Genomic DNA, 5,879 nt, shown 5'->3' on the forward strand with positions numbered 1-5,879 from the left:
GCGACGGCCACCAGCGGTGGCCGGTATGCCGGGTCGGGTTGACCGGCAACACCGGCCTCAAGGAGTTCAACCGGGCGATGCTCGAGTTCTACGCCCACCCCGGGATCACCCGCGGCACCAGCGCCGACCTGTCCCGCCGCACCCTCGACTGCGTGACCTCCTGTGAGACAAGAATTCTGGTGGTCGATGATCTGCATTTCCTGCGCATGCACGCCACCAGCGGCGTGGAGATCAGCAACCACTTCAAGTACATCGCCAACGAGTTCCCGGTCACCGTGGTGTTCGTCGGCGTGAAGCTGGCCGAACGCGGCCTGTTCGCCGAGGCGCAGACCGCGCGGCGCACCACGCTGGTGGGAATGCGGCCCTTCGGTATCGACACCGACACCGGCCGCCGCGAATGGCGGACCATGCTGCTGGCGATCGAACAGGGACTGGTGCTCGCCGACAAGTACCCCGGCATGCTCGCCGACGACCTCTCGGACTACCTGTTCACCCGCAGCACCGGCCACATCGGGTCGCTGATGGTACTGATCAACCGCGGCTGCCACCGCGCGGTCGCCACCGGCCGCGAACGCCTCGACGCCGACCTACTCGACACCGTCAGCAACGACGAGGACGCCGAGACCGCGCGGCGCGAACTGCAGGCCGCCCTCGACGCGCGCCGCATCACTACCCGGCCGACACGTCGTCGTCGATGACCGGGGTGCGGTCCCTGCCGATCCGGGTCGCCCCGCTGCCCGGCGAGGCGATCGATTCCTGGCTCGAGGCCATCGCGCACCGCACCGGGACGTCGTTCGTCGACCTGGACAAGGCCCTGCGCCCCGCCGACGGCACTGCCGCCGACAGAGTTCGGCGCCCGAACCTGTGGCCGATGCACCTGCGCCCGAGCGACGTGGACACCATCGCCGCGGCGGCGGACCTACCCGCCACCGTTGTCGAGGCAATGACGCTGGCCCGCTACGACGGCATCGCCCTGTCGCTGAACGGCCAGAAGGGGCGATCCACCGTGGGATTCCCTTGGGGTCGCGGGCGACGATCCCGATACTGCCCGGACTGCCTCGCCGAGTCCGGCGGTCGGTGGCAACTGCACTGGCGGCTGGGGCTCGTCTTCGCCTGCACCGAGCACCACTGCCTGCTGACGGACACCTGCCCGCGCTGCGAAAGCTTCCAACGGTGCAGACGACCCCTCCGGGAAGTAATACCGAGTCCGGGCCGCTGCGCCTACCGCAGTGCGGAGACCGCACGCCCACGTGGGCTCACCCGGTGTGATGCAGACCTGACCTTGACACCGGTGATGCGGCTGTCGCCGGGGCACCCGGCGCTGCGGGCCCAGCACCTAGTGCTCGATGTCCTCACCGCCAGCCGAGGCACCTTCGGTGTGTACGCCGACCACCCCGTCGGGGCCCGCGCGACACTGGCCGATCTGCACGCCATCGCCTCCCGCGTCCTCGTCTACGGCACGGCCGAGGAGATCGCCGACCGGGTACCCGCCGACCTCGCCGACGCGTTGGCCCGGATTCGGTCGGCGCCCGTATCGCAGGCACGAGCGTTGCGCGTATCGGAGATGTCGGGGGCCGGTGGGGCGATCGCAACAGCCGTCGCGGTGACCACGGCCATGACGGTACTGGATCGGCCCGACATTGCCGGGGCCGCCGAGGCGTTGCGGTGGCTGGTGCACGGCGGTCGGCGTCTGGGACGACCTGTCGCCGCCGGAACCATGTGCGACTGGGGCAGCGCCACCAGTACGACGCTGGCGGCCATCCAGCTCGCCGCGTTGCGGCCGCTGTTCGTCCGTGCCGTCGATCAGTTGCGGTACCGCAGCGCCGCCGCGCTCCCGAGCTACCCATCGACGAGTGCTGTCGCGGGAGACGCTGCTGCCCGCCGCATCCCGACCCTGCTCTGGCCGGAATGGTCACTGCGATTTACGGTGGCCCACTGCAGTCCGGCGCAGGTCCGACCGGCCCTGTCGGTAGCTCTGATGCTGGTGGGCACCACAGTCAGGCTCGGTGAGGCCGCCGGCCGCCTGGGCTCGGCGGTCCGAGCGGACGGGGTCACGCGCACGCTCGCATGCCTGCGGAACTACCCACGGTGGGACGACACTCTGACCGCGCTGACCCGGCTGGCGGACCACCTCGCCGCGGAGCCGCCACCGATCGATTACGACCGGCGCCGCCGCCTGGACTACCGCGCGCTGCTACCCGACGAACTGTGGCATAAGATCTGCCGCCGGACCGGCACACCACCCGGCGCCGGCCAGAAGGCGGACTTCGCCCGCTGGCTGCTGTTCGAACGCCTCAGCGGGATCCCCGCGTCCCAGTCCCCATTCCTCGCAGACGATTACGACGTCCGCGCGAAACTGTCCGGGTTCCCGCGCGCCCTCACCCCCGCCCTGGCCGCGTTACTCGCTGCGGCGGCCCGGCAGTTCCTCGACGACCACGGACTGGACGAGGAACCGGTCTACTGGCATCCACCCCAGCATCTGCTCGACGGGCTCGACCTTCCCGGACCTGATCCGGGCGCCGTGGATCTCGCCCCGCTCCATGACCTGACCCGCGGCGAACACACCTCCCTGTCCGAGATCGCGCGGCAATTGGGCACCACCCTTGATGTCATCCGCCACCTCCTCGAAAACCATCCCGCTCCCGCATCGCCCACTGCCGCAGAGCGGTTCGGACAACGCGCGGCCCTGGCCGCGGTCGAGGACGCGGTGAGCCGGTCACAGTTCGTCGACCTCTACTGCGGCCAACGCCGAACCCTCGCCGAGATCGCCGCGATGATCGGCGTCAGCAGGAAGGCGGCCGGGCGACTGGCACGACATCACGGCATCACACCGAGCAGCGGAGGCCCGCCGGTCGATCCGGCATGGTTCCACGACCAGTACGTCACCCGGCGGCGAACGCTGCGGGAACTCGGGCACGAGGTGGGGCGCAGCGTGCCGCGGATGAGCCGGATCGCAAAGGACTACGGCATCCCGATTCGCCCGCTGGCCGCTGCCGGCCGTGCGCGTCACCTGAGCGAGTCGCACTGATTAGGGCAACTCGCGTCGTCGGGATCCGTCTTTCGACCAGTCGGCAGTCACCGGTTGTGGTCGCCGCACACGAGTTCGGGGAGGGTGGTCCATCCGTGACCCTCGAGCCAGTTGAGGATTGGTTCGGGCAGGTCTTCGCCGGGTGAGCCGGTGACGAGGGGGCCGTCGCCGCACCGGGAGCAGCTGGTCACCAGGACGTGCCCGTGCGGTTGGCAGCGGGCGCAGTGGCGCGCTTCGTGCGATTCGCCGCGATCGTCGAGGTGCAGCCAGACGGTGGCGAGGTCGGCGCGGTGCGAAACAAGGTCCCGAGGCGTTGTGGGCTGATATCCACAGGTAGGGCACGCGAGCGGTCCGGCGGCCGATGACGGTGTCACCTAATACTGCAACGACAGTTTGTGACCGAGGTTGTACCTATGATACTTGATCTTGGTGCAGTCGGAGGTGTTGGAATGGTCAGCGGGGTTCACGGCGTTCTGCAGTCGGTTCGCGCACCGGTTCTCGCGGGTGGAGTCACGGCGGCGGATGGTGGCGTATGTCCGGGGATTGCTCGCGGAGGTCGAACGCAAGAACGGCTGGACACTGGCCGAGGCGGCCGGCGACACCGGTCCGGAAGGGATGCAGCGGCTGCTGAACTTCTACGCCTGGGACTGTGACGGGCTGCGCGATGACGTGCGAGACGTGGTGGTCGAGGCGATCGGTGACGAGACCGCCGGGGTGTTGATCGTCGACGAGACCGGTTTTCTGAAGAAGGGCAACAGGTCCGCGGGTGTGGCTCGGCAGTATTCCGGCACCGCCGGGCGGATCGAGAACAGCCAGATCGGGGTGTTCCTGACCTACGCCTCCGACCGTGGTCGGGCGTTGATCGACCGGGAGTTGTATCTACCCAAAGCTTGGACCGAGGACCGGAATCGGTGTCGCGATGCCGGCATCGACGACGACATCGGATTCGCGACCAAACCCGAACTGGCCCAATCGATGCTCGAACGCGCCCTGGATGCCGGTATCCCGTTCGGGTGGGTCACCGCCGACGAGGCCTACGGGCAGGTCGGTCGGCTGCGGATGTGGCTCGAATCCCGCGGGGTAGCGCACGTGCTGGCGGTGCCGAAAACGCAGATGGTGGTGTCGATGCAGCTACGCCAGCGCCGCGCCCATACCGTGATCGCCGAGCTCGATGCGTCGGCGTGGCAACGACTGTCCTGCGGCGATGGTGCGCACGGACCGCGGGTCTACGACTGGGCCGCCGCGCCGATCCGGCCGCTACGCGAGCTCGGCCGAGGCCACTGGCTACTGGCCCGCCGCTCGACCGGCGACCCGGAGCAGATCGCCTACTACATCTGCTACGGCCCCGCCGAAACCCCGCTCGACGAGCTCGTCCGGGTGGCCGGCAGCCGGTGGGCGATCGAGGAGTGCTTCCAGACCGCGAAGAACGAGACCGGCCTCGACCACTACCAGGTCCGGGGCTACACCGCCTGGTACCGGCACATCACCCTGTCGATGGTCGCGGCCGCGTTCTTGACGATCCTGCGCCGAGAGACCCAAAAGGGGGATCTGAAGCCGGTTCCGATAGGCTGATTCCTCTGACGGTCAACGAGAGTCGGCGACTGTTCAATCGTGTCGCCTGTCCCGTTCGCCACGCCTTCGCTCACCTATGACACTGGTCGAACTGGCGCCGCATCAGTCAAGCCAGAGCCCGCGCCAGCCATTACAAACGACGACATCACAAACTGTCGTTGCAGTACTAAGTCCTTGACGGCGAGGCCTTCTCCTCAGCGGTGATAGTTTCGGCGGTGAGCGTCTCCGCCGGCCGGGTCGGCAGGTGCCGGTAGAGGGTGGAGCGGGTCAGCCCGGTCCTGGCGGTGATCTCCGCGATGGTGGCGCCGCCGTCACGCAGTTGGGTGGCATAGGCGAGTTGGGCGTCCGTGACCACGCTGGGCCGTCCGACCCGAGTTGCACCAGATTAGTGTGCCAACCCCGACCGGGGATTCGCGATGCCGAGGGAATCGAGGATGTGCACGGCGTCGTCGGTGAGCGGATCGAAGGCGGTGTGCTCGCGGCCGGCGATGGTGATGGTGACTTCCTGCAGGGGACGCAGGGTCCGCACGATCCTCCGGATCGACATCCCGGTCGCGTCCTGCAGATAGCGTGAGATCGCCAATGCGGTGAACACGATGGTCAGGTGCGCCTCGATGGAATCGCGGGTGTGGCTGAAGATCGGGCGGGCCCGCAGGTCGGTCTTCGACATCCGAAACGACTGCTCGACATGCCACAGGTCGTGATACTTCGCCATCACTTCCTGCGGATTCATCAGCGAGACAGGAATGTTCGTAACATACCCCTTCAGGCCGATGAGGGAACGAGCCCTGGCCAGCGCGTCGGTATCGAGGGATTTTCCCTTCGTGGTGGTCTTGACGAACCGTGGTGTGCGAGCGGCACGGGTGCCGTCGACGACCTCCCGGGCCCGGGCTTCCTGCGCGTTCAGGGTCTGGTTGTCCCGCACGGCACGTTTGGTCGAGTACGCCCAGACCGCCCGCCACGCCGACGTGTCGGTCGGCTCCCACACCGGTTCCCTACGGCGGGTAATGTCGTTGACCACGCTCTTGGCGTGCCACGGGGTGACGGTGTCGACGACCTGCCCGTCGGTGAACACGTCCCCGTGCCAGTGGAAAAGACTGGTCAGATCCGCCGGGGCCTTCGTCACTCGCGATCCGACGATGAACTTCAGTCCGGCAGCGTCGAGATCCTTCAGGTTCGTCGCCGACAACATCCCGGCGTCGGCGGCGATCACCATCTCCACCCCCTCGATATTGTGGCGGGCCTGGAACTGCCGCACGATCGGCACGATGGTGCGGGT

The 5,879-nt window shown here is 68.0% G+C and carries 3 protein-coding genes and 2 pseudogenes; 3 read left to right on the forward strand and 2 right to left on the reverse strand.

The window, feature by feature from the left end; translation table 11 throughout:
* The 3 genes and pseudogenes from I0Q12_RS08515 to I0Q12_RS08525 all read left to right on the forward strand — a co-directional run.
* On the forward strand, window positions 1-698 hold a 698-nt coding region (locus I0Q12_RS08515; protein WP_197251508.1), incomplete at its 5' end, for a TniB family NTP-binding protein.
* On the forward strand, window positions 695-3,028 hold the full coding sequence (locus I0Q12_RS08520) for a TniQ family protein (protein WP_197251509.1): 2,334 nt from the start codon (window positions 695-697) through the stop codon (window positions 3,026-3,028). The genes I0Q12_RS08515 and I0Q12_RS08520, both read left to right, overlap by 4 nt.
* 429 nt (window positions 3,029-3,457) lie before the next feature.
* Window positions 3,458-4,778 (forward strand): annotated as a pseudogene (locus I0Q12_RS08525) (IS701 family transposase).
* Here the strand turns inward: I0Q12_RS08525 and I0Q12_RS08530 are convergent.
* Together I0Q12_RS08530 and I0Q12_RS08535 are read right to left on the reverse strand one after the other, a co-directional pair.
* Window positions 4,776-4,973 (reverse strand): annotated as a pseudogene (locus tag I0Q12_RS08530) (helix-turn-helix domain-containing protein); the annotation flags it as partial. The pseudogenes I0Q12_RS08525 and I0Q12_RS08530 sit on opposite strands and share 3 nt — an antisense overlap.
* Window positions 4,974-4,985: 12 nt before the next feature.
* Window positions 4,986-5,879, reverse strand: an 894-nt coding sequence (locus tag I0Q12_RS08535; protein WP_197251510.1) for an IS1634 family transposase, incomplete at its 5' end; no start/stop codon positions are given.

It is taken from the genome of Rhodococcus sp. CX, from assembly GCF_015865005.1.
GTDB lineage: Bacteria > Actinomycetota > Actinomycetes > Mycobacteriales > Mycobacteriaceae > Rhodococcus.

What these genes read in the sequence shown, in the direction of transcription:
- I0Q12_RS08520 (WP_197251509.1), top strand. Translation starts at nt 695, where the DNA reads ATGACCGGGGTGCGGTCCCTGCCGATCCGGGTCGCCCCGCTGCCCGGC.